At 68.8% G+C, this 20,927-nt stretch carries 23 protein-coding genes; 13 read left to right on the top strand and 10 right to left on the bottom strand.

The genetic code is table 11. The features are described from left to right. Window positions 1-5 precede the first annotated feature (5 nt). From ACQPYZ_RS11860 to ACQPYZ_RS11840, 5 genes are all read right to left on the bottom strand, one after another. Window positions 6-692, bottom strand: coding sequence for a hypothetical protein (locus tag ACQPYZ_RS11860; RefSeq protein WP_433167532.1), 687 nt, complete (start codon window positions 690-692; stop codon window positions 6-8). 2 nt (window positions 693-694) lie between these two features. Next, window positions 695-2,080, bottom strand: a complete 1,386-nt coding sequence (locus tag ACQPYZ_RS11855) for a glycine--tRNA ligase (protein WP_433167531.1) — start codon at window positions 2,078-2,080, stop codon at window positions 695-697. Between the two features lie 91 nt (window positions 2,081-2,171). Then, the gene (locus ACQPYZ_RS11850; protein ID WP_433167530.1) at window positions 2,172-2,462 is read right to left on the bottom strand and encodes an antibiotic biosynthesis monooxygenase family protein; all 291 of its coding nucleotides are present in this window, start codon (window positions 2,460-2,462) and stop codon (window positions 2,172-2,174) included. A gap of 31 nt (window positions 2,463-2,493) precedes the next feature. After that, a complete protein-coding gene (locus ACQPYZ_RS11845; RefSeq protein ID WP_433167529.1) occupies window positions 2,494-3,198 on the bottom strand; it encodes a hypothetical protein in 705 nt (234 codons plus the stop codon). Continuing rightward, on the bottom strand, window positions 3,195-3,686 hold the full coding sequence (locus ACQPYZ_RS11840) for a hypothetical protein (protein WP_433167528.1): 492 nt from the start codon (window positions 3,684-3,686) through the stop codon (window positions 3,195-3,197). Before ACQPYZ_RS11840 ends, ACQPYZ_RS11845 begins: the two co-directional genes overlap by 4 nt. Window positions 3,687-3,790: 104 nt before the next feature. Here ACQPYZ_RS11840 and ACQPYZ_RS11835 point away from each other — a divergent pair, with 104 nt between their 5' ends. Next, the gene (locus ACQPYZ_RS11835; protein ID WP_433167527.1) at window positions 3,791-4,099 is read left to right on the top strand and encodes a DUF6703 family protein; all 309 of its coding nucleotides are present in this window, start codon (window positions 3,791-3,793) and stop codon (window positions 4,097-4,099) included. A 43-nt stretch (window positions 4,100-4,142) separates the two neighbouring features. Here ACQPYZ_RS11835 and ACQPYZ_RS11830 read toward each other — a convergent pair whose 3' ends face one another. After that, on the bottom strand, window positions 4,143-5,864 hold the full coding sequence (locus tag ACQPYZ_RS11830) for a discoidin domain-containing protein (RefSeq protein WP_433167526.1): 1,722 nt from the start codon (window positions 5,862-5,864) through the stop codon (window positions 4,143-4,145). Between the two features lie 119 nt (window positions 5,865-5,983). Between ACQPYZ_RS11830 and ACQPYZ_RS11825 the strand changes: the two genes are divergently transcribed. Further along, window positions 5,984-6,979, top strand: a complete 996-nt coding sequence (locus ACQPYZ_RS11825; RefSeq protein WP_433167525.1) for a LacI family DNA-binding transcriptional regulator — start codon at window positions 5,984-5,986, stop codon at window positions 6,977-6,979. On the opposite strand, the gene eboE is transcribed toward ACQPYZ_RS11825, so the two are convergent. Beyond that, the gene (gene eboE, locus ACQPYZ_RS11820; RefSeq protein WP_433167523.1) at window positions 6,971-8,125 is read right to left on the bottom strand and encodes a metabolite traffic protein EboE; all 1,155 of its coding nucleotides are present in this window, start codon (window positions 8,123-8,125) and stop codon (window positions 6,971-6,973) included. The genes ACQPYZ_RS11825 and eboE overlap by 9 nt on opposite strands. Window positions 8,126-8,251: 126 nt before the next feature. Beyond that, window positions 8,252-9,430 (bottom strand): YibE/F family protein, encoded by a 1,179-nt coding sequence (locus ACQPYZ_RS11815; protein WP_433167522.1) that lies wholly within the window; start codon window positions 9,428-9,430, stop codon window positions 8,252-8,254. A 206-nt stretch (window positions 9,431-9,636) separates the two neighbouring features. On the opposite strand from ACQPYZ_RS11815, the gene ACQPYZ_RS11810 reads away from it, so the two are divergent. The 5 genes from ACQPYZ_RS11810 to ACQPYZ_RS11790 all read left to right on the top strand — a co-directional run bounded on the left by ACQPYZ_RS11810 (window position 9,637) and on the right by ACQPYZ_RS11790 (window position 13,426). Next, window positions 9,637-10,641 (top strand): metal ABC transporter substrate-binding protein, encoded by a 1,005-nt coding sequence (locus ACQPYZ_RS11810; RefSeq protein WP_433167521.1) that lies wholly within the window; start codon window positions 9,637-9,639, stop codon window positions 10,639-10,641. Next, window positions 10,638-11,393 (top strand): metal ABC transporter ATP-binding protein, encoded by a 756-nt coding sequence (locus tag ACQPYZ_RS11805; protein WP_433167520.1) that lies wholly within the window; start codon window positions 10,638-10,640, stop codon window positions 11,391-11,393. The genes ACQPYZ_RS11810 and ACQPYZ_RS11805 overlap by 4 nt, the downstream gene beginning before the upstream one ends. Beyond that, complete coding sequence (locus ACQPYZ_RS11800) at window positions 11,390-12,394, top strand: metal ABC transporter permease (RefSeq protein ID WP_433169664.1); 1,005 nt, start codon at window positions 11,390-11,392, stop codon at window positions 12,392-12,394. Before ACQPYZ_RS11805 ends, ACQPYZ_RS11800 begins: the two co-directional genes overlap by 4 nt. A gap of 52 nt (window positions 12,395-12,446) precedes the next feature. Continuing rightward, complete coding sequence (locus ACQPYZ_RS11795) at window positions 12,447-12,839, top strand: Fur family transcriptional regulator (RefSeq protein WP_433167519.1); 393 nt, start codon at window positions 12,447-12,449, stop codon at window positions 12,837-12,839. A gap of 98 nt (window positions 12,840-12,937) precedes the next feature. Next, entirely contained in the window at window positions 12,938-13,426 is a 489-nt protein-coding gene (locus ACQPYZ_RS11790; protein WP_433167517.1) for a GNAT family N-acetyltransferase, read from the top strand. On the opposite strand, the gene ACQPYZ_RS11785 is transcribed toward ACQPYZ_RS11790, so the two are convergent. Then, window positions 13,423-14,517, bottom strand: a complete 1,095-nt coding sequence (locus tag ACQPYZ_RS11785; protein WP_433167516.1) for an S-(hydroxymethyl)mycothiol dehydrogenase — start codon at window positions 14,515-14,517, stop codon at window positions 13,423-13,425. The genes ACQPYZ_RS11790 and ACQPYZ_RS11785 overlap by 4 nt on opposite strands. 200 nt (window positions 14,518-14,717) lie before the next feature. Here ACQPYZ_RS11785 and ACQPYZ_RS11780 point away from each other — a divergent pair, with 200 nt between their 5' ends. Genes ACQPYZ_RS11780 through ACQPYZ_RS11765 form a run of 4 tightly spaced genes read left to right on the top strand, consistent with a single transcriptional unit; the run spans window position 14,718 to window position 18,286 of the window. Next, window positions 14,718-15,599, top strand: coding sequence for an ABC transporter ATP-binding protein (locus ACQPYZ_RS11780; protein WP_433167515.1), 882 nt, complete (start codon window positions 14,718-14,720; stop codon window positions 15,597-15,599). Continuing rightward, window positions 15,596-16,405 carry an ABC transporter permease gene (locus ACQPYZ_RS11775; RefSeq protein ID WP_433167514.1) on the top strand — a complete coding sequence of 270 codons (810 nt, stop codon included), beginning with the start codon at window positions 15,596-15,598 and terminating at the stop codon, window positions 16,403-16,405. The genes ACQPYZ_RS11780 and ACQPYZ_RS11775 overlap by 4 nt, the downstream gene beginning before the upstream one ends. Before the next feature lie 34 nt (window positions 16,406-16,439). Next, a complete protein-coding gene (locus ACQPYZ_RS11770) occupies window positions 16,440-17,645 on the top strand; it encodes a sensor histidine kinase (protein ID WP_433167512.1) in 1,206 nt (401 codons plus the stop codon). Then, entirely contained in the window at window positions 17,642-18,286 is a 645-nt protein-coding gene (locus ACQPYZ_RS11765) for a response regulator (protein ID WP_433167511.1), read from the top strand. Before ACQPYZ_RS11770 ends, ACQPYZ_RS11765 begins: the two co-directional genes overlap by 4 nt. 66 nt (window positions 18,287-18,352) lie before the next feature. Here ACQPYZ_RS11765 and ACQPYZ_RS11760 read toward each other — a convergent pair whose 3' ends face one another. Continuing rightward, window positions 18,353-19,186: an isoprenyl transferase gene (locus ACQPYZ_RS11760; RefSeq protein ID WP_433167510.1), complete on the bottom strand. Its 834-nt coding sequence runs from the start codon at window positions 19,184-19,186 to the stop codon at window positions 18,353-18,355. A 135-nt stretch (window positions 19,187-19,321) separates the two neighbouring features. Between ACQPYZ_RS11760 and ACQPYZ_RS11755 the strand changes: the two genes are divergently transcribed. Together ACQPYZ_RS11755 and ACQPYZ_RS11750 are read left to right on the top strand one after the other, a co-directional pair. After that, window positions 19,322-19,927: a hypothetical protein gene (locus tag ACQPYZ_RS11755; RefSeq protein WP_433167509.1), complete on the top strand. Its 606-nt coding sequence runs from the start codon at window positions 19,322-19,324 to the stop codon at window positions 19,925-19,927. Between the two features lie 305 nt (window positions 19,928-20,232). After that, window positions 20,233-20,919: a hypothetical protein gene (locus ACQPYZ_RS11750; RefSeq protein WP_433167508.1), complete on the top strand. Its 687-nt coding sequence runs from the start codon at window positions 20,233-20,235 to the stop codon at window positions 20,917-20,919. Window positions 20,920-20,927 lie beyond the last annotated feature (8 nt).

Below are 20,927 nucleotides of genomic sequence, written 5' to 3'. Positions count from 1 at the left end.
CACGGTCAGGCCTTCGCCACCAGGACCTGGCCGTTGCCCGAGACCTGTGCCGTGTAGGGCTGCACCGCGTTCTCCGTCGTGGTGACGTCGCACGCGATCGGCTCACCGGAATGCTTGACCACGGCAACATCATCCATCGTGCAGGTCACCTTGGCCGCACCTGGCGCCTTCCGCAGCACAGCGTCGACCACCTTCGGCTTGACGATCGCGACCGACTCCGAGGTGAACTTGTACGACGCCGAGTACGTCTTCGCGTCGACCGTCAACGTGCCGCTGTACGGCTTCCCGGCGTACGTGACCGTGCAGGTGAGCTCGTGCTTGCCGGGCTTGTCGGCCTCCGAGATCCCCGGGCACTTCACCGTCGTGGCGGCGGCCTTGCCGGCCGCGATCTGTGCCTGCTCGGCGATCGCGAACTGGATCCGCTCGGCCAGCGGGGCGTCGTTCTCCGGCTCGCCGGTGACCTTCGGCGTCGGCCACGGCTTCGACGGAGTCGGCAGCGGGGTCAGCGACGGCGTGGTGGGGGTCGGGATCGGCGCGCTGGACGGCGCGGACGCGGAAGGGGTGGCGGCGGGGTTACCGCTGCCCGCCTCCGGGTCGCTGTCCGAGCACGCGGTCAGCCCGAACACCGCAACCGCCGACAGCCCGAAGACGGTCAGCCCGAACCGCAGGTGACGTGCCGACAGGAAGCGCATCGTCAGCAACCCACCAGGTGCTGGGCGAGGTAGCCGGTGACCTCGGTGAGCGCGACCCGCTCCTGCTTCATCGAGTCGCGTTCCCGGATCGTCACGGCCTGGTCGTCGAGGGTGTCGAAGTCGACGGTGATGCAGTACGGCGTGCCGATCTCGTCCTGGCGGCGGTAGCGGCGGCCGATCGCGCCGGCGTCGTCGAAGTCGACGTTCCAGTTCTTCCGGAGCTCACCGGCCAGATCCTTGGCCTTCGGCGACAGCTCGGCGTTCCGCGACAGCGGCAGCACGGCCGCCTTGACCGGGGCCAGTCGCGGGTCGAACCGCAGCACCGTCCGCTTGTCCACACCGCCCTTGGCGTTCGGCGCCTCGTCCTCGGTGTACGCGTCGAGCAGGAACGCGAGCACGTTGCGGGTCAGCCCGGCCGCCGGCTCGATCACGTACGGCGTCCAGCGCTCGCCCTTCTCCTGGTCGAAGTACGACAGGTCGGCGCCGGAGTGCTTGGAGTGCGTGGTCAGGTCGAAGTCGGTCCGGTTCGCGATGCCTTCGAGCTCGTCGAACTCCTTGCCGCCGAAGTTGAACCGGTACTCGATGTCGACGGTACGCTTCGAGTAGTGGCTGAGCTTCTCCTGCGGGTGCTCGTAGCGGCGCAGGTTGTCCGGGTTCAGGCCGAGGTCGACGTACCAGTCCCAGCGGGCGTTCAGCCAGTACTCGTGCCACTCCTCGTCGGAGCCGGGGGCGACGAAGAACTCCATCTCCATCTGCTCGAACTCGCGGGTCCGGAAGATGAAGTTGCCCGGGGTGATCTCGTTGCGGAAGCTCTTGCCGACCTGGGCGATGCCGAACGGCGGCTTCTTCCGCGCGGTTCCCATCACGTTCGCGAAGTTCACGAAGATGCCCTGCGCGGTCTCCGGGCGCAGGTAGTGCAGCCCTTCCGCGGACTCGACCGGGCCGAGGTAGGTCTTCAGCAGGCCGTTGAACATCCGCGGCTCGGTGAACGTGCCCTTGTTACCGCAGTTCGGGCAGGCGATCTCGGCCAGCTTGACCTCGTCGGGGTCCTTGTTCTTCCGCCGGGCGAAGTCCTCACGCAGGTGGTCGTCGCGGAACCGCTTGTGACACGACTGGCACTCGGTCAGCGGGTCGACGAACTCGGACAGGTGCCCGGACGCCTCCCACACCTTCGTCGGCAGGATGACCGACGAGTCCAGCCCGACGATGTCGTCGCGGCTCGTCACCATCGCCCGCCACCACTGGGCGCGGATGTTGTTCTTCAGCTCGACACCGAGCGGTCCGTAATCCCAGGCCGACTTGGTACCGCCGTAGATCTCGCCGCACGGGTACACGAAGCCTCTCCGCTTACTGAGGCTGACGACGGCATCGACGGTTTCCACGGGCACTTTGCGACTCCAGTAACGGCACTTTGCAATACGGAAGGGTCCAGGCTATCGGTCCGACCGGCCGGTGGCGGAATCCACGCGGAGATCGGTGCTACGGCAGCAACTCCGGCAGGTCGTCGTACGCCGTGGGCTCGTCGATCGCCAGCGACAGCAACGGCACCGCGGCCAGCTTCACGTCGTACGGTGACAGCGCGCGACGGTAACTGCCCACGTTCAGCCACTCCATGGTCAACGCGATCAACTCAGGGTCGTCGACGTTCCGCCCGGCCCGCGCGGTGACGAACCCCTTCTGCCGCTGCAGTACGTCGACCGCGGCCTGCAACCGGACGGCGAACTCCGCCTGCTCGGCCTCCGCGACCCGGAACCTGATCACCACGAACACGCGCTCACCTTACGGTTGCCCGGCCTGGCACTCAGCCGCGGGTCCACGGCGGGGCGGCGCGCGTCGGTGGCCAGCCGGTGGGGCCGGGTCTCGCCGTGGCAGGCAGTGGCCGACTCGCTCGGCTCGTGGCTGCCGTGAGGGCCGGTGTCCAGCCGCGGCCTGACGCCTCGGCATAGGTGCGCGGTGGGCCTGGGCCGACTTGGAGGGGTCGCGACGTCGCCAACGGTTGCTGGCCGGCCCAGGCGTGAGCGATCGCGCGCTTGGTGTCGAGCTCGGCCTGACGGGTCGCCTGGCTCCCGCCCGAGTCCGCCGGGCGGTCGCCGAACCGGTTGAGCCCGCGCTGCCGGTCTGCCGGATGGCGATCCAGGCGGGCGCAGACGTGGGCGTAGATGTTGTTCGAGCCGTGCCGCGGTTTGACCGCCAGCAACTCCCGCCGCGGCAGCTTCCCCGGTCCGTCGGGGCCGATCTCGCGGAACACCAACCGATAGTCAGGCTTCCGTTCCGGATCGGACTGCACGTACCCGACCACACAATCACGCAGGTCCCCCTTCCCAGGCTCATACCCAAGCGCATGGTGCCCGTCGGTCTTGCCGTTCGAGAGGTCCAGCAGATGGCGCAGAACCTGGCGCCGGAGCCAAGCCTCGGGGCCGGTGGGGTATCTGCTCGCCGCAGCGTCGAGCCGGCGGTAGTCGAGGTCGAAGCCGGGATTGCCCAGGAGCAGGTAGTGCTCGCTCATGGGTTGTCCTCCCGGCGCAGCTCCTCCAGGATCTGCTGGGTTTCAGGCCCCATCGAGGCCGCCCACTCGTCGAGGTTCAGGGGGCGGCTGTCTGGCATCGGTTGGGTTGTGTAGGGGCGGACCGTGGGGTCGTCGGTGATGCCGGGTGGGGGGTCGTCGTCGCCGCGGAGGTGTCGGTACTGCGCGGTCGACAGGATCACCGCCTCCGGCTCGCCGGACTCGCCCCAGACGACCGGGTCGCCGGAGCCGGCCCGGGCGGCCGCCATCACGGCCGGCAACCGCTCGGCCAGGGCGGCCGGCTCGAGCACCGTCGCCCCGACGGTGAACTTGGTCTCACCGCCGAGGTCCTCGAACTCGTCGTACGTGAGCAGCACCGCCTCGGGCACGCCCGCGCCGAAGCTGAAGGCACGCGTGCGGCCCGCGCGGAAGCGCGCCAGGACGGCGGGCAGGTCGGCGCGGATGTCGTCTACGGAAGGCAAACCGGTCATGCCCTGAAATCTATGCGTTTTCGCCCGACCCGGGCCGCCGTTATCCACAGCCACGACCGAGGCCGTGGTTATCCACAGCTTCGGTTGCCTGGAACAATGGGGGAATGAGTTCCCCGAGCAGTCAGCCGGTGAGTCCGCTGCGGCAGCGGATCACCAAGATCAGTTACCCGTACGTGGCGAAGCTGCACGGGATGCCGAAGCTCACCCTGCCCGGCATCACCCTGGTGCTCGCGCTGATCGGAGTCTTCGCTCCGGTCGCGTTCGCCGTTCCCGCGCTGGTCCTGCTGGCGCTGCTGCTGTCCTGGCTCGGGTTCCTGTCCTGGCCGGTCGTCACCACCGGTCAGCGCTTCCTGCGGATCTTCTCCATCCTGATCATCCTGCTGTTCGCGGTCTCCCGGATCGCCGGCGGCTGACCCCGGAGACCGCGAACGGCAGGAAGCTGACCTTCGAGACGACTCAGTGGTAGACGCGGACGTAGTCGACGAGCATCCGTGACGGGAACGGCGTACTCGCGTCCGGCGGGCCCGGCCAGTCACCGCCCACGGCCAGGTTGAGGATCAGGTAGAACGGGTGGTCGAAGATCCACGGACCGCGGGTGGCTTCGAGTTCGGCCTTGTCCACCGTGAACACCGTGGTGCCGTCGACCTGGTAGGTGATGCCGGTGGAGTTCCACAGCATCGTCCAGGTGTGGAAGTCGTTCGCGAAGTCGGCGCCTCCCGGGAGGCCGTAGCTTCCGCCGTACCCGCCGCCGCCGTGGTACGCGGGCGCGTGCAGCGTCGAGTAGCCCTTGGTCGTCTCCCGGCCGAGGATCTCCATGATGTCGATCTCGCCGTTGTACGGCCACGGCCGGCCGGTCAGGAAGTCCGCGCCCATCATCCAGAACGCGGGCCACAGGCCGTTGCCCTTCGGCACCTTGATCCGGGCCTCGATCTTCCCGTACGTCGTGTGGAACTTGTTGCCGGTGTTCATCCGGGCCGACGTGTACTGGCACGTCGTACTGCCGCTGAGGGGGTCGACCGGGCACGTCGTACCTGGAGTCGGCTGCCGGCGCGCTTCCAGCACGAGGTGGCCCTGACCGTCCAGTTGGGCGTTGTCGTGGTTGGTGTAGACCTGCAACTCGTTGTTCTGCCCGATGCCCGGGTCAGCGCTCCACTTGGCGGCGTCCGGCTTGGCCCCGGCCGCGCCGTCGAACTCGTCGGCCCAGATCAGCTGCGGCGGGTCGGCCGGGTCCTCCGGCGGAGTCGGCGGAGTGTTCGGCGCGCCCCCGGTGCCGTAGACCTGGAACTCCCACAGCGAATAGCCGTACGGCGAATTGCGCTGCGTGCCGTACATCCGCACGTACCGGCCGCTGCCCGACACCGCGAGCGTCTCCTTGAAACCCGGACCGGTCGTGGTCTGGTAGATCGTCGACCAGTTGGTGGCGTCGTTGGAGACCTGGAGCTGGTACGACTTCGCCGAGGCCGGATCCCACTGCAGGACGACCTTGTCGATCTGTGCGACCGCGCCGAGATCGACGTAGATCCAGCCCGGGTCGACCCAGCCGGAGTCGGTCGCGGTCGCCCAGCGGCTGGCCGGGTCGAGGTCGAACGCGCGGGCCGGCGTGCACTCCCAGCAGTTGCTGTCGTGCTGCTGGGACGAAGCGACACCGGGTTTGTTGTACGACAGCAGACCGCTTCCAGGCGCCGAGCCGGTGCCGAACACCTTGAACTCCCAGAGCGAGTAACCCCACTGCGTGGCGCGCGAGGTGCCCAGCAGCCGGACGTACCTGCCGGACCCCGACACCTCGATCGTTTGGTTGCCCCCGGCACCGTTCGTGGCGGTGTGGACGGTGGTCCAGGTGGTGCCGTCGGTGGAGGTCTGCAGCTGGAAGGCGGACGCGTACGCCGCCTCCCACGCGAGCTGCACCTGCGTCACGGTCGCCGTCCGACCGAGGTCCACCTGGATCCACTGCGGGTCGGAGAACCCGCTGGACCACCGTGTCCCGCCGTCGCCGTCGACGGCGGCCGACGCCGGGAAGGCGACGCTCTCCGTGGATGACGCGGTCGCGGTCCGGCCCTGGGAGAGCAGGACATCGGCGGCCCGGGCAGGGGTGGTGACGAGGAAGGCGAAGAGCAGAGAGAGCGCGGTGACGACGACGGCGGCGGCACGAAGCCGCGGTGGAGCGGACGAAGGTTTCATGGGCGTCTCCGGGGCGGTCGGGCGAAAGCTGGGGGAACGTTCCCTGAGCCTGAGCGTGGGCGGCTGCGGGAACGGTGTCAAGGGTTGACAGGTTCCGGAACCGTCGGGATGCTCAGGTCATGCGACGGCCGACCCTGCACGCGGTGGCGGCTCGGGCGGGCGTGTCCAAGTCGAGCGTCTCGCGGGTGATCAACGGCGAGCCGACGGTCGCGCCCGGGATCCGGGAGCTGGTGCTGGCCGCGGTGGCCGAGCTCGGGTACGTGCCCAACGGTGCCGCCCGCAATCTCGTCACCCAGCGGACGAACACGATCGCGATCATCGTCTCCGACCCGCCGGCCGGCCTGGTGTCGGACGACCCGATGTTCGCGATGGTCGTCCGGGCCGCCAGCCGCGAGCTCGAGCACGCGGGCAAACAGGTGTCCCTGGTCCTCGCCGGTTCGGATGAGAGCCGGCGCCGCGTCGAGCAGTACCTCGCGGCCGGTCACGTCGACGGCGCGATGCTCGTCTCGATGGACGGCTCCGACCCGCTCCCCGCCCTGCTGGCGCGGACCGGTCTGCCCGTGGTCTCGCACGGCCGGCTGGCGGCCCGCGGCCTGATGCCGTACGTCGACAACGACAACGTCGGCGGTGCCACCAAGGCCGTGCACCACCTGCTGGAGCAGGGCCGCCGCCGGATCGCGACCATCTCGGGGCCACTCGACATGACCGCGGCCCAGGACCGGTTGACGGCGTACCGGGAGACCTTGCAGGGCACCGGCCGGCGCTCGATCGTTGCCCTCGGCGACTTCACTCGCATCTCCGGCGCCGAGGCGATGCGGCAACTGCTGGACGACGACCCACAGCTGGACGCGGTGTTCGCGGCCAACGACCTGATGGCGATCGGCGCGCTCCGGACCCTGCGCGAGGCCGACCGGCGGGTGCCCGACGACGTCGCGGTGGTGGGCTTCGACGACATCGAGGCCGCGCTCTACACGGCTCCCGCACTGACCACGATCCGCAGCCCGATGGGCGACCAGGCGGCGCGCACAGCTCGGCTGCTGCTCGACCTGCTCGCCGACGGCGAGGCCGAGTCGGTCATCCTGCCGACCGAGCTCGTCGTCCGCGAGTCAGCCTGAGATCTCTTGCAGTCCCAAGGACAGCAGACGTTTTCGCAGCCAGTCGAGCTCCTTCGCGATCTTCTTCGCCAGCGTCTCGGGGGTTCGCGGCTTCCGCGCCCACGCGTACGTCTCCGATTCCAGGTGATGCGTGAGCGGCTGACCGCACCCCACCAGCCGCGCCAGACAGTCCTCGAGTACGGCGTTGGTCCCGGTGAGCGGATCGGGTAGCGAGCAATGGGCGGGGACGTGCGCGTGCATCCGCCAGGCCGCGTGGCCGGACAACTGGTACGCCTGCTCGACGTCGTCGACCCCAGGCCCACACCACTCCCGCACCGGCCGCAAGTAGCGCGGATCGCCGAGGTCGGCCAGACGGCGCCGAGCCGCGGTATCCGACGGATCCACGAGCTGTGGAGCCGCCGACAGCTGCGCCTTCACCACGTCCACTCCGGCTCGCCACAACGTCTCGAACGCCTCCGTCGGCTCCTCGAACTGGACCGCGAGATGACACGCGTCGAACCCCAGTCCGATCCGCGACGAACCGGCGTACGGACTGGAGTAGCGGCTGAGCCAGGCGGCGGCCTGTCCGGTCATCTCGAGGACGCACCCCGGCTCGGGCTCGACGGCGACCCGGATCTTGCGGCCCGTGCGCTGCTCGGTCCGCTCGAGGTGCCAGTCGAGTCGCTCGAACGCCTTCTGCGCGGCCTTGTCCCGCGCCTTCGACCACGGCACCCGCCAGGCGAGCGGAAGCGTCGAGATCGATCCGTACGACGCGTCGCGCGGCAGCAGCACGGCGAGGATGTCGACCAGGTCGAGGGTGTAGCGCAGGCGCTCGGGCTCGGTCCAGTCCGGGCAGTAGACCTTCGTGCCGACGACCGCGTCCGTGAACGACGAGTGGGCGATGCCGTTCAGCGTGACGACTTCCAACTGGTTGCGGGTGAGGGCGCGGCGGAGCTTGTTGATCGCGGCCGGCGAGTTCGCCAGGCGGTCGGCGAGCGGGCTCGCGAACCACAGTCCGACGCCGAGCCGCGGTACGTCGAGCTCCTGCCGGACGAGCGCTGCGTAGCCGTCCAGGCCGGCGATTACCCCGTCCAGATCCTCGGCCGGGTGCACAGTGGCGCTGTAGCCCAGATGGACCGTCGACCCGTCCCGATGCCGGAACCTCATTCCGACCTCCTCACCCCGTCAGGGCACGGAAAGTAATCGTGGGCGGACTTTCCGTGACCTAGTACGCACTGTAGGAGTCTGACGACGCGCTGTGAAGACTTGGTTCCCCTTTTGTGACAAGGGGTTTCAGCGACCGACGTGCTCCGGTTCCGTGGTGACCAGGTCCTTGGAGCGGTGGGCCACCGCCATCGCCGCGAGCGCAGTCGTCAGCGGGACGGCGGCGATGATCCCCAGACTGCCCACGAGACCCCGGACGACCTCCATCGCCACGGTCTCCGTGGAGACGACGTACCGGCCGGGAAGCCCCTGGATGGCGAATACGATCAGGGTCGGCATCGCGGCTCCGGCGTACGCGAGGACGAGGGTGTTGACGACCGAGGCGACGTGCGTACGGCCGATCCGGAGGCCCGCACCGATCAGCTCACGCCGGCTCGCGGACGGGTTCGCAGCGGACAGCTCCCAGACGGCGGCCGCCTGCGTGACGGTGACGTCGTCGAGGACACCCAAGGCGCCGATCACCATGCCGGCCACCAGGAGTCCGGTCAGGTTGAGGTCGGGGGCGAACTGTTTCGCCGCGGACGCGCCCTCGGACGCGAGGCCGCTCAGTTGGGTCAACTCGGTGAAGAACCAGCCGAGCAGGACCGTCAGCCCCAGAGCCGCGATCGTGCCCGACAGGGCTATCGACGCCTCCGCGGTGATGCCGTGCGTCAGGAAGAGCGCGATCGTCATGATCACTGTGCCGCCGACCACCGCGACCACCAGCGGATTCGAGCCCTTCAGGATCGCCGGCAGGATGAACTGCGTGAGCATGACCGCGGTGACCGCGAGCGCGATCAGCGCCGCGAACCCGCGCCAGCGCGACAACGCCACCACCGCCACCGCGAACAGCGCGGCCAGCAGGAGGAGCGGCTGGGACCGGTCGTGGTCGACGTACTGGTACCGATCGGTCTCCGTCTGGGCATCGGCCTGTACGCCGAGCATCACCGACTGACCGACCTCGACCGGGATCGCCACCTGATCGGTCTTGGGCACCGTGACCTGGACCGACTGCCCCTCCTCCGGGCCGGTGCTCAGCTTGACCGTCGCCAGGTCGCACTGGTCCTTCGGATCCGGACAGGCCGTGATCGCCGTGACCTGACCGCGGGCGGTGTCCGTCTGGTACGACGCGACCTTCACCCCGCCGCCCGGCCACAGCACGATCATCGCGACCACCGCGGCCGTGATCAGCGGGATCAGTACCGCGGCGACCACGATCCGGACGCGCCGGGCGACGATCGCGTCCGCGTCCACGACCGAGGTGTCCACCACGTGATCGCCGTGTCCGTGGCTGTGCCCGTGTCCGTGCCCGTGACTGTGTCCATGACCGTGCCCATGACCGGGACCCGCGGGAATGTCGAGGCTGCGGCGCCGGTTGGCCCGGTGGTCGGCTCGTCTGCGTCCGGCGTTGCGCCTGGCCATGAGGTCAACTCCCTGTTTTGACAACCACTTCCAATTAAATGAAAATGATTGTCATGAGATCTCGTACTCGTGCTGTCGTCGCCGGCGCCACCGCTCTGGCCGCCGCCCTCACCCTGGCCGGATGCGGCGACTCGTCCGCCAGCGGCTCCGGTGGCGACAAGCTCGACGTCGTCGCTTCGTTCTACCCGCTCGAGTTCATCGCCCGCACAGTGGGGGGTGACGCGGTGAACGTGACCACCCTGACCGCGCCCGGCGTCGAGCCGCACGACCTCGAGCTCACGCCCAAGCAGGTCGGTGAGATCGCCGAGGCGAAGCTGGTCGTCTACGAGAAGGGCCTGCAGCCCGCAGTGGACGAGGCGATCGACCAGAACGCCAAGGAGGCCGGCTTCGACGTCGCCCCGGCGGCCAAACTGGAGGCGACCGGCGCCGACTTCGCGGAGCACGAGGAAGGCGAGGAGCACGCCGAGGAGAGCACCTCCCCCGGGACGCCCGATACGCACAGTGACGAAGCTGATCCGTCCCATGAGGAGGGCGAGGCGCTCGACCCGCACTTCTGGCTCGACCCGGTCCGGTACGCCGACGTGGTGCAGGCCGTCACCGACAAGCTGGTCGAGGCCGACAGCGCCAACGCCGACGGCTACAAGGCCCGTGCCAAGACGCTGGTCGACGAGGTCGGCAAGCTCGACTCGGAGTTCAAGACCGGACTGGCCAGCTGCCAACTCAAGACCTTCGTGACGAGTCACCAGGCCTTCGCCTACCTCGCGAAGCGGTACGGTCTGACGATGGTCGGTATCGCCGGGTTCAGCCCGGGCGCCGAGCCGACCCCGGCCCGGATCAAGGAGGTCCAGGACATCGTGAAGGCCCAGCACGTCACCACGATCTTCTCCGAGGAGCTGGTCAGCCCGAAGGTGGCCGAGACGATCGCCCGTGACGTCGGCGTCAAGACCGCCGTACTCAGCCCGATCGAGGGGTTGTCGGACGCCAACTCCCAGGAGACCTACCTGACGCTGATGCGGGAGAATCTGCAGGAGCTCCGGAAGGCGAACAGCTGCGCGTGACATCACCAGGCACTGCTGCGATGGCCGTCCAGGTCGCCGATCTCTCGGTCGACCTGGGCGGTCGTCTCGTGCTGCGGGGCGTCGGCCTGCAGATCCGCCAGGGCGAGGTGGTCGCCGTCCTCGGCACCAACGGTTCCGGCAAGTCCACCCTCGTCCGGACCGTCGTCGGCCTGCTCCCCGCGGCCCGTGGTGAGGTGCGCCTGTTCGGTACGCCGGTGCCGCGCTTCCGGCAGTGGCATCGCATCGGGTACGTCCCGCAGCGCATCACCGCGGCCGGCGGCGTACCGGCGACCGTCCACGAGGTGGTGTCGTCCGGACTGCTGTCGACGCGGCGGCTGTTCACTCCCCTGCGGGCCGCGCAGAAGCAGGCGATCGACGAGGCGCTGGAGATCGTCGACATGGCCGACAGGCGCAAGGACGCGGTCGCCGAGCTGTCCGGCGGGCAGCAGCAGCGCGTGCTGATCGCGCGGGCGCTGGTGTCCGATCCGGAGCTGCTGATCCTCGACGAGCCGACCGCCGGCGTCGACCTGGCCAGCCAGCAGATCTTCGCGGACGCGATCCGCGAACGCGTCGCCCGCGGCACCACCGTGGTGATGGTCAGCCACGACCTCGGCCCGATGGACGCCCTGATCGACCGTTCCGTGGTCCTGCGCCGCGGCCGGATCGTGTACGACGGCCCGCCGCACGTCTCGCAGACGCATGCGCACGTCCACCACTCGCACGGCGGCGAAGAGCCGGGGTGGCTGTCGTGACCCTGTTCGAGCTCGAGTTCATGCAGCGGGCGCTGATCGCCGGCCTGCTGACCGGACTGTCGGCACCGGCGATCGGGACCTACCTGGTCCAGCGCCGGTTGTCGCTGATGGGCGACGGGATCGGTCACATCGCGATCACCGGTGTCGCCCTGGGCCTGCTCACCGGGACGGCGCCGGTCCTCACCGCGATCATCGTCGCCATCATCGGCGCGACCGCGATCGAGCTGGTCCGTGCCCGCGGCAAGGCCAGCGGCGACGTCGCGCTCGCACTGCTCTTCTACGGCGGCATCGCGGGCGGTGTGCTGCTCATCGGCCTCGCCGGACAGGGTGCGGCCACGTTGAACACCTATCTGTTCGGCTCACTCACCACGGTGTCTCCCTCCGACCTGTACGTCGTCGTCGGGCTGGCCGTCGCCGTACTGGTCGTCGCGATCGGTCTCGGACCGCAGTTGTTCGCGGTCTGCCAGGACGAGGAGTTCGCGCGCGTCACCGGGCTGCGAGTGCAGTTGCTCAACCTGGTGATCGCCGTGATGGCCGCGGTCACCGTCACGGTGGCGATGCGGACTGTGGGGTTGCTGCTGGTCAGTGCGCTGATGGTCGTGCCGGTGGCCACCGCGCAGCAGATCACCCGGTCGTTCCGCAGTACGTTCGTGGTGGCGTGTGGGATCGGTGTGGTCGCGTGCCTGGCCGGCATCATCACGTCGTACCACGCGGATGTGGCTCCGGGCGCGACCATCGTCGTACTCGCGCTGGCCGGGTTCGTGGTGGCCGCGACGGTGGGGACGCTGATCCGGCGGCGGCAAGGGCGGGTCGCACCGCTCGCGGACGAGGAGCCGGAGGTCGGCGTACCCGAGCCGGCACCGCACGTGGTCAGCGCTGGGCACCCGCACACCCACACCGCGAAGTGCGGCCACACTGCCGTCGAGCACGGGGACCATGTGGACTACGTGCACGACGGTCACCTGCACGCGGCGCACGGTGATCATTGGGACGAGCACTAGAATTGCCCTGGGTCGCCGGGAGAATCACGGCGACGGAATGACAGGAGGAACGGTGGCCATCGGAACACGCTCGACCCGTCAGCGCGCCGCGGTCGCGTCCGCGCTCGACAATCTCGACGACTTCCGGACCGCCCAGGAGATCCACCAGGAGCTCCGGTCCGCCGGTGAGGCTGTCGGCCTGACCACTGTCTACCGCACGCTGCAGGCGCTGGCCGACTCCCGCGAGGTCGACGTACTCCGGACCGCCGACGGCGAGACGGCGTACCGGCGCTGCTCCCGCGGGCACCACCACCACCTGGTCTGCCGCAACTGCGGCCGCACCGTCGAGGTCGAGGGGCCGGCGGTGGAGCGCTGGGCCGACAAGGTCGCGGCCGAGCACGGGTACGCCGACATCAGTCACACCCTCGAGATCTTCGGCACCTGTCAGGACTGCCAGAAGGCCTGATCCGGGACCTGGGTGGTAAACTGCCCGTAGTAAGCCTTCCGCTGCCCGCGGGAGGCTTTTCTGCGTTCTCATCCCATTTCTCGTTGCTGAGGAGACTCATGTCCGACTTGGTGGTACGCCGTGCCGGTTCGGCCGATCGGGTGGTGCTGGAGCGGCTGTTCCTGATGTTCCGGCACGACCTGTCGGAGTATCAGGGGCAGCTGCCGCGGCCGGACGGGAGCTACCGCAGCGACTGGCTCGAGAACGTCCTGACCGGTGATCCGAACTGGGCGGGCTACCTGTTCCACACCGGGGAGAACCCGGTCGGGTTCGCGTTCGTGCGCGCGCTGACGGAGCCGGTGCGGGTGCTGAACAGCTTCTTCCTCGTCCGGCCGGTACGACGACAGGGCCTCGGGCTGCGCGCCGTACAGGACGTGGTCGCCCAGCACCCGGGGCGGTGGGAGGTCGCTTTCCAGGAGAGCAACGAGACGGCGGTCCGGTTCTGGCGGCGGGTCGCGGCCGAGATCTCCGGGTCGTCGTGGTCCGAGGAGAAGCGGCCCGTGAAGGGTGCTCCGGGCGCGCCGCCGGATGTGTGGATCTCGTTCTAGAAGATCACCACTGAGCGTAGGACGTCGCCGTGGTGCATCTTGGTGAACGCGGCCTCCACCTCGTCCAGCGCGATCGTCTCCGAGACGAAGCGGTCCAGCGGCAGCCGGCCCTGCAGGTGGAGGTCGATCAGCAGCGGGAAGTCGCGGGTCGGCAGGCAGTCGCCGTACCAGCTCGACTTGAGTGAGCCGCCGCGGCCGAAGAAGTCGAGCAGCGGCATCTCGAGTGTCATCTCCGGTGTCGGTACGCCGACCAGGACCACGGTGCCGGCCAGGTCGCGGGCGTAGAACGCCTGCTTCCAGGTCTCCGGGCGTCCGACCGCGTCGATCACCACGTCGGCGCCGAACCCACCGGTCAGCTCCTGGACCTTGGCCACCACGCCGTCGTGGTCGAGGCCCTTCGAGTTGACCGTGTGGGTCGCGCCGAGCTCCCGGGCCGTCTGGAGTTTGCGCTCGTCGATGTCGAGGGCGATGATCCTCGCGGCCCCGGCCAGGCGGGCTCCGACGACGGCCGCCGTACCGACACCTCCGCAGCCGATCACCGCGACCGAGTCTCCACGGCCGACGTTGCCGGTGTTGATGGCGGCGCCGAGGCCGGCCATCACGCCGCAGCCGAGCAGACCGGCGACCTCGGGCTTGGCGGCCGGGTCAACCTTCGTGCACTGGCCGGCCGCGACCAGGGTCTTCTCGGCGAACGCGCCGATACCGAGCGCCGGCGAGAGCTCGGTGCCGTCGGCAAGCGTCATCTTCTGCTCGGCGTTGTACGTGTTGAAGCAGTACCACGGGCGGCCGCGCAGGCAGGCGCGACAGTTGCCGCACACGGCCCGCCAGTTCAGTACGACGAAGTCCCCCGGCTGGACGTCGGTGACGCCTGGGCCGACCGCCTCCACGACACCGGCCGCCTCATGGCCGAGCAGGAACGGGAACTCGTCGTTGATGCCGCCTTCGCGGTAGTGCAAATCGGTGTGGCAGACGCCGCAGGCCTGCACCTTCACCACTGCCTCACCCGGGCCAGGATCCGGCACCGTGATCTCCTCGATCGAGACCGGCTGCCCCTTGCCCATCGCCACCACACCACGCACCGTCTGCCGCATGCCCCGACGCTACCGGCGCCCTCCGCCCGCGTCATCCCGCCCGGGCGCGCCGCCACTACCACCTCCCCGACCACCGCCCTGCTGCCCTCCTTTACACCCGCCCGCAGACAGGACTCGGCGGGGTGTCCCCCGGTCGGGGGACAGCGGGTCATCCGGGCGGTGCTCCCGAGGGCCGGAGGTGGCACGGGAGGGTTGGAGGCATGGAGAGTGCTGAGGCTGTGAGGGTGCGGGGGCTGGTGAAGCGGTACCCGGACAAGCTGGCGGTCGACCGGGTCGACCTGGACATCCACCGGGGTGAGGTGTTCGCCCTGCTCGGGCCGAACGGGGCCGGCAAGACGACGATCGTGGAGATCCTGGAGGGGTATCGCCGCGCGGACGAGGGTTCGATCAGCGTCCTCGACGTCGACCCGGTCCGCGGCGACCGGCTCTGGCGGTCGCGGATCGGCATCGTCGCGCAGACGTCCCGGGACGAGGCCGAGCTGTCGGTCGCCGAGTTGGTGCATCACTTCGCCGGTTACTACCCGGATCCGCGGGATCCCGACGAGGTGATCGCGGCGGTCGGTCTGACGGAGAAGCGCCGTACCCGCACGCGCAAGCTGTCCGGTGGTCAGCGCCGCCGCCTCGACGTCGCGCTCGGCGTCATCGGCAACCCCGAACTGCTCTTCCTGGACGAGCCGACCACCGGCTTCGACCCCGAGGCGCGCCGCCAGTTCTGGACGCTGATCGAGAACCTCCGGACCGCCGGCACCACCATCCTGCTCACCACGCACTACCTGGACGAGGCCGAGCACCTGGCAGACCGCGTCGGGGTGATCGCCGACGGCCGGATGGTCGAGATCGGGACCCCGGAGACCCTCGGCGGTCGCGGCGCCCGGACGGCGCGAGTCTCCTGGCTGTCCGCCGACGGCATGCGCGAGATCCGCACCGACCGGCCGACCGCCGAGATCGCCCGGCTGATGGCGCAGTACGACGGTGCGGAAGTGCCCGAGCTCGAGGTACGGCGACCGAGCCTCGAAGACATCTACCTGGAACTGATCGGGTCGGCCACCGCCGCTCCGGACCTGGAAGGAGCCGCGCAGTGAGCGCCGTACTCCCGTCGCCGATGAAGGTCGGACTCTCGCGGACCGGACTGGAGGTCAAGCAGTTCTTCCGCGAGCGCGACCAACTGATCTTCACCTTCCTCTTCCCGATCATCTTCCTGGGCATCTTCTCGGCCGTGTTCAGCGGCACCGACTTCGCCGACGGAGTCGACGCCGCCACCTACTTCACTCCCGGGATGATTGCCTCCGGCATCTTCCTCACCAGCTTCCAGTCGCTGTCGATCACGATCGCGATGGAACGCGACGAGAACCTGCTGAAGCGGTTGCGCGGCACGCCGATGTCGCCGCAGTCCTACTTCATCGGCAAGATCGGCCTGGTCCTGGTCACGTCGGTGCTGCAGTTCGGGCTGCTGCTCGCGTTGGCCGGCCTGCTGCTGGGTGTCGACATCCCCTCCGAGCCCACGAAGTGGCTGCACTTCCTCTGGATCTTCGTGCTCGGCACGGCTTCCGGATCGGTGCTCGGAATCGCGTTCTCCGTCGTCCCGAACTCAGGCAAGGCGGCGTCGGCGGTGGTCACACCGGTCGTCCTGCTGCTGCAGTTCATCTCCGGCGTGTACTTCGTCTACAGCAGCCTGCCCGAGTGGATGCGGTCGGTCGCGGAGATCTTCCCGCTGAAGTGGCTCGCGCAGGGCATGCGGTCGGTGTTCCTGCCGGCCGGCTTCGAGGTGAACGAGCCGGACGGGTCCTGGCAGCTCGGCACCGGCGCGATCGTGCTGTCGGTGTGGCTGATCGTCGGTCTGGTCGTCGCTCAGCGGGCGTTCCGCTGGACCCGCCGAGACGCGGGTTGATTGTCGACAATCAGATGAGAGGAAGATAGACACCGTGGAGCCGAGGACGCGGGTGGACGAGCCGATCTGGTTGCGATCGCTGATCGGCTGGCACATCGTGTTCTGGGTGCTGGTGGCGATGACGCTGGCGGTCTCGTTCACGGCCGACCTCAGCCCTGGGCGTCGGATTGTCTACACGAGTGCAACCGTTGTGTTGGCAGCGGCGTACCAGTTCGTCGGGATGCCCGCGATCCTGTCCCGCCGGCCGCTTCCGTCGTACGCGTACCGACTGGTGATGATCGGCTGCTTGATGGTGCTGGTCGCGCTGTATCCGCCGTCGGTGTTCCTGATGTTCATCGCGTCGGCGCAGATCTGGCTGCTGTCCGAGCAGGTGCGCGAGGGAGCGGCGATCAGCCTGCTCCTGGTGATCTGCGTCGGCTCCGCCCAGTTGTGGAGCGCCGGCTGGGGCTGGGACGCTTTCTGGTCGATCCTGCCGTGGATGGCGGTCAGCCTGGTCGTGAGCCTGCTGTTCGGCATCTGGATCGAGCGGGTGATCACCCAGAGCGAGCAGCGCGCCGAGCTGATCGAGGAGCTGCAGTCGGCCCGGGACGAGCTCGCCGAGGCGCACCACAGTGCCGGCGTGATGGCCGAGCGTGAGCGGATGGCGCGAGAGATCCACGACACGCTCGCGCAAGGCATGACGAGCATCGTGATGCTCGCGCAGACGGCTGCGGTCGAGCTGCAACGCGGCGGCACCGAGGGCGCCGCGGCCCGGCTGGCGGCGATCGAGGACACGGCCCGGGAGAACCTGGCCGAGGCCCGTGCGCTGGTTGCCGCGTTCACCCCGGTTGCGTTGTCCGGGGCAACGTTGACCGAGGTGCTCCGGCGGCAGGCCGAGCGCTTCGCGGCCGAGACCGGCGTCGACGTACAGGTGTCGCTCGATCTGCCGGACGAGGAGGTCGCCGCGCTCCCGCAAGGACAGCAGGTCGTGCTGTTGCGGTCGGCGCAGGAGGCGTTGGCGAACGTTCGCAAGCACGCCGGCGCGACGCAGGTGCAGATCACGTTGGGCCTGTCCGACGACGGCGTGTGGATCGAGATCCGCGACGACGGGTCCGGGTTCACGCCGGGTGCGACGGAGGCCGGCTTCGGGCTGGCGGCGATGCGTGGGCGGGTCGAGGAGTCGGGTGGATCGGTGCAGGTGGAGAGTGCGCCGGGTCGTGGGACCCGGGTGCAGGTGTTGATTCCGGCGGAGGACGTGTGATTCGAGTACTGGTGGTCGACGACCATCCCGTGGTGCGGTCCGGACTGATCGGCATGCTCGCGGTCACCGAGGACATCTCGGTGGTCGGCGAAGCGGGCGACGGCGACGAAGCCCTCGCGCTGGTGCAGTCCACCGAGCCGGACGTCGTACTCATGGATCTGCGGATGCCGCGCATGGACGGGGTCTCCGCGACCGAGGCGATCGTGTCCAGGCATCCGTCGACGCGAGTGCTGGTGCTGACGACGTACGACACGGACACCGACATCCTGCACGCGGTCGAGGCAGGCGCGGCCGGTTATCTGCTGAAGGACACGCCGCACGCGGAGCTGCTCGACGGCATCCGCGCCGCCGCTCGGGGCGAGACAGTGCTGGCGCCGCCCGTTGCTGCTCGGCTCATGTCACGGCTGCGTACGCCGACCGCGCCGGCGACCGCTCAGCCGTCGCCGCGTGAACTGGAGGTGCTGGCCGCGGTCGCCCGCGGTCTCAGCAACGCCGAGATCGGCCGGGAACTCTTCATCGGCGAGGCGACGGTCAAGACGCACCTCCAACGCCTGTTCACCAAACTCGACGTCGACGACCGCACCCGAGCCGTCACGGTCGCCATCGAACAAGGCCTCCTCCCCAACCCCCGGCCCCGCTAGCGACGTACTGCTGGGCTGCCTCGTTGACTACTGGGCTCCACGTCGACTACTGGGCTACCCCGTTGGCTACTGGGCTAGCTCGTTGGGGATGGCGCCGCCGTAGCGGCGGTCGCGTTGGGCGTAGAGCTCGATCGCCCGCCACAGGTCGCGGCGGTCGAAGTCCGGCCAGAGGGTGTCGAGGAAGACCATCTCGGCGTACGCGAGCTGCCAGACGAGGAAGTTCGACGTACGCTGCTCGCCCGACGAGCGGACGAACAGGTCCACCTCGGGGATGTCCGGTGCGTACAGGTGCCGCGCGACCGTCTGCTCGGTGATCCGGTCCGGCTTGATCTTGCCGGCGGCAACCTCGTGGGCGATCGACCGCATCGCGTCCGCGAGCTCGGCACGACCGCCGTAGTTCACGCAGAACTGCAGGGTGATGGTGTCGTTGTGCCTGGTCCGCTCCTGCGCGTACTCGAGCTCGTCGATCACGCTCTTCCATAGCCGCGGCCGCCGGCCGGACCACACCACGCGTACGCCCATCGCGTCGAGTTCGTCCCGGCGCCGGTGGATCACCTCCCGGTTGAACCCCATCAGGAAGCGGACCTCTTCGGGCGAGCGGGCCCAGTTCTCGGTCGAGAACGCGTACGCCGAGATGTACTTCACGCCGATCTCGATGCCGCCCTTGATCACGTCCAGCAGCGACGCCTCCCCCGCCCTGTGCCCCTCGGTCCGGGCCAGACCCCGCTGCTTGGCCCACCGCCCGTTCCCGTCCATCACGATCGCGACGTGCTGAGGCACCAGCTCCGCCGGGATGTGCGGCGGCCGGGCACCCGACGGATGCGCATCCGGCGGCACGACCACCTTGTCCCTCGCGGCGTTCCCGACATCCCGACCCCGACGACGACCAATAGGCGACATAACCGAAGTCTCTCCCACCACGCGACCCCATCCACCGACCACCCCTGCAGCTTCCTGCAACCTGTGGATAACCCCGGCCGGCGAACACCCTCCGTATGACACCCTTACACCACCCGCACCCAGAACGGAGCCTGAATGACCCCCCGACCGCTCACCGTAGCCATCGCCACGCTCAGCGCCCTCACCGCGCTAACAGCCTGCAATGGCTCCCCCGAGGCAGGTCACCCCAACACCACCCCCACGTCCCCCACCGCAACCCCCACCCCCACCGCCCCCTCCACCCCCGAATGGACCCCAGAAGAAACAGCAGCCATCACCGCAGCCAAAGCCCGCTACGTCGCCGCTCGGGCTGCGGTGGAGAAGGCGCTCGCCGATCCGGAAGCACTCAACCGGTCCGGTCTCGAGAAGGCCGGGAACGGCGGTGAGTGGATCATCGCCGTCATCGGAGACGCTCGCTTCCAGGAACGCAACGGGTGGTACCAGAGTGGCAGAGCGAAGATCTTCACCAAGAAGGTGGTTTCGGTCAAGCTCGAGATTGAGCAACCCGAAGTATTGCTCAGCAACTGCGTCGACAGTTCCGGAGTGGTCACCAGGTTCACGAGAGATGACAAGCCGGTCCCCATGGGGCCCGGCAACGGCAACCGGCACTTGTTCTCATCGCGACTGGTCTACGCGCCACCCGCACCCGGCGGGGAGAAGATGTGGTTCCTGGTCTCAGAGAAGGCGGCTGGGAAATGCTGAGGGTCAGAGCCGGACGTATCGTCCTCGCGCTCTTGATGGCGAGCTTGTGGACCACGTCGGGGGAACTCGCGTTCGGGTCTGACAAACCGCCGCCGCCAGGCGCGAACTACGAATGGGTCTGCAACTCCTATGGCCAATGCCGCTGGGTAGCGACCAACTTGATCGTCCTCCCCTCCACGCCCAGCGATCCTGGGAGCGATGGGAAGCAAGTTGGCACCACCAAGCCAGCGTGCCAGTTCGGTGGCGCGGCGCAGGCGTGCACCGACCCGGAGTTCGGCAACTGGTCGAATGGGCAGCAGTGTTATATGAAGCGGGAAGTGCCTCCGCCGCCGTTCAGTGATCCTCGGTGGGAGGGGCACACGGATGGGTCTATCTGGGCTTGTGTTCGTGAGCAGGGGTATGACGAGGGCGAGCATCTGGTGACTGAGTGGGTTTGGTTGCCTGGGGAGCCCGACACGGTGGTGGTTGATCCGGTGACGCTGGCCTATCGGGCGGTGGCGATGATGCAGTTGGCGCCACCGTTGGTGAGGACGGCACCCGGCGTGGGGCAGGTCGGGCTGGTGAACATGCCGGTCTGGTTGTGGGTGGACAAGACGGAGAACACCTGGGGGCCGATCGCGCGTACGGCGAGTGTGCCCGGCCTGAGCGTTACCGCCACCGCGCAGGTCAAGGCGATCAACTGGTCGATGGGTGACGGGAAGACCATTAGATGCGCGGGCGGCGGGACGCCGTACACGAAGGCGATGGGGATCAAGGACTCGCCTGATTGTGGGCATCGGTATAAGAAGTCGTCGCGGGAATTGGAAAAGTGCGTATATCCGGTTACTGCTACGGCTCAGTGGGATATCACCTGGCGGAGCACGTTGGGTGATACCGGGGAGATCTCGATGACGGAGGAGGCGGCGACTCAGCTGCGGATCGGCGAGGCGGTGCCGGTGTTGGTTGATCCGGATGACGCTCAAGCCGCCGTACCGGCCAAGGGAAGCTGCTGAGGCCGGTG

Source organism: Kribbella sp. CA-247076 (assembly GCF_050942445.1).
Lineage (GTDB): Bacteria > Actinomycetota > Actinomycetes > Propionibacteriales > Kribbellaceae > Kribbella.
This window is presented reverse-complemented; position numbering and strand designations above follow the sequence as displayed.